The organism is Methylobacterium sp. P3_A11, from assembly GCF_056403155.1.
The window spans coordinates 1-1,647 of sequence record NZ_JBFUGA010000233.1 but is presented as its reverse complement, the minus strand read 5'-3'; the positions used below and the strand labels follow the sequence as shown (position 1 = coordinate 1,647).

General features: G+C 67.9%; 2 protein-coding genes and 1 pseudogene. 1 reads left to right on the top strand and 2 read right to left on the bottom strand.

All coding sequences use genetic code 11. The features are described from left to right. Both AC1DXK_RS30960 and AC1DXK_RS30955 read right to left on the bottom strand, forming a co-directional pair. On the bottom strand, positions 1-931 hold a 931-nt coding region (locus AC1DXK_RS30960), incomplete at its 3' end, for a chromate transporter (RefSeq protein WP_477299704.1). 17 nt (positions 932-948) lie between these two features. Continuing rightward, positions 949-1,398: pseudogene (locus AC1DXK_RS30955) on the bottom strand (chromate resistance protein ChrB domain-containing protein); the annotation flags it as partial. Positions 1,399-1,459: 61 nt separating this feature from the next. On the opposite strand from AC1DXK_RS30955, the gene AC1DXK_RS30950 reads away from it, so the two are divergent. After that, on the top strand, positions 1,460-1,647 hold a 188-nt coding region (locus tag AC1DXK_RS30950; RefSeq protein WP_477298957.1), incomplete at its 3' end, for a transposase.

Sequence of the window (1,647 nt, the reverse complement as noted above, 5' to 3'; positions counted from 1 at the left end):
GTCCGGGCGTGGTCTCGGCCATGCCGAGCCCGTCGAGCATCTCGCCGGGCCTCAGCCAGCCGTAATGCTCCACCGCCTGCTGGGCGACGTAGGCGAGCACCGCGTAGGCGCCTCCGAAGGTCACCATCGCCATCTTCGAGAAGAACACCGCGATCTTGCTGAACACGTCGTCCGGCCCGACGGCGAGGAGGATGGCGACGACCGGCACCAGCCAGATCGCACCCCAGGTCAGCAGCATCCGCAGCGTGTGCCCTGCAGCCGCACGTTCCTGCGGGAGTTCGTGGTCGTCGAGGAGGACGGGTCCTTCGACGGCCTTGCCGCCGGCACCGTGCCCGCCGGCCTTGAACTGCGGCAGTCCGGCCCGGCCGCCGAGATAGCCAATGACGCCGGCCGTCAGCACGATCAGCGGGAAGGGCACATCGAGGAAGAAGATCGCCACGAACGCCGCCGCCGCGAGCCCGACCATGACCGGCCCCTTGAGCGCTCGCTTGCCGATGCGGATCACGGCCTGGAGCACGATGGCCAGCACGGCCGCCTTCAGCCCGAAGAACAGGCCGGCAATGAGCCCGACGTTGCCGTAGAGGGCGTAGATCCAGCTCAGCGCCATGATGGCGACGATGCCCGGCAGGACGAACAGCCCGCCCGCGACGAGCCCACCGCGGGTGCCGTGCATAAGCCAGCCGACATAGGTCGCGAGCTGCTGCGCCTCGGGGCCAGGCAGCAGCGTGCAGAAGTTCAGGGCGTGCAGGAAGCGGCTCTCGGAAATCCAGCGCAGCTCCTCGACAAGGATGCGATGCATGACGGCGATCTGTCCCGCCGGGCCACCGAACGAGAGCGCGGCGATGCGGGTCCAGACGGGCAGCGCCTCGGTGAGGGTGACGGGCGCGGGCGGTACGACCGGAGTCTCCGCCGCGCGTGACGCGGCATCCATGACGGCGCTGCCCACGATCAAGCCCCCGACCGAGGCTTGTTGATCGGCCAGTTGTGACCCTCGTCGGTTGCGTCACGGCACCAGCGGTAGAAGGCGTCGTAAAGCAGCATGCCCGCATCGAGCTGGGCGAGGTCGTCGGCGTAGATCCGCGACAAGCCGAGCGAGGCGGCGAGCAATCCCGCGGCCTCGGGTGCGAGGTCCGGCCGGGCGGTATCAGCGCCGCGAACCAGCGTGGCGAGGTGCAGGAGCGGCGGCGTGGCTAACCCTAGCTCCTGCACCATGACGTCGAAGGTGCACAGCTCGCCCCGGTGGCTCCAAAACGCGTCGGGCGCGTCAATGTCGAACGCCTCTCCGTTGAAGCGTCGCGCCACCTCCTCGACCTCGGCGGTTGGAACGAAGAGGAACACCGCCTTGGGATCGACGAAGCGCCTGATCAACCAGGGGCAGGCGATGCGGTCGACCTTAGGTGTGCAGTCCCGCGGTGTGGTGGCATCAATTTAGCTGTAACCGCCGCACACCGGGGGCGTTATGGGACAGGTTCTTCACGGCTGCGCCACGACCACGCACGCGGTCAGAGCAACGCTACAGCGATCGAAAGCTCCGCTCAAAGATCTTGCCGCCCAGCATGGACTGAACCCCAAGACAGTCGCGAAGTGGCGTAAGCGAGCCTTCGTGCATGACGCGGCGATGGGACCGAAGACGCCGCGCTCTACCGT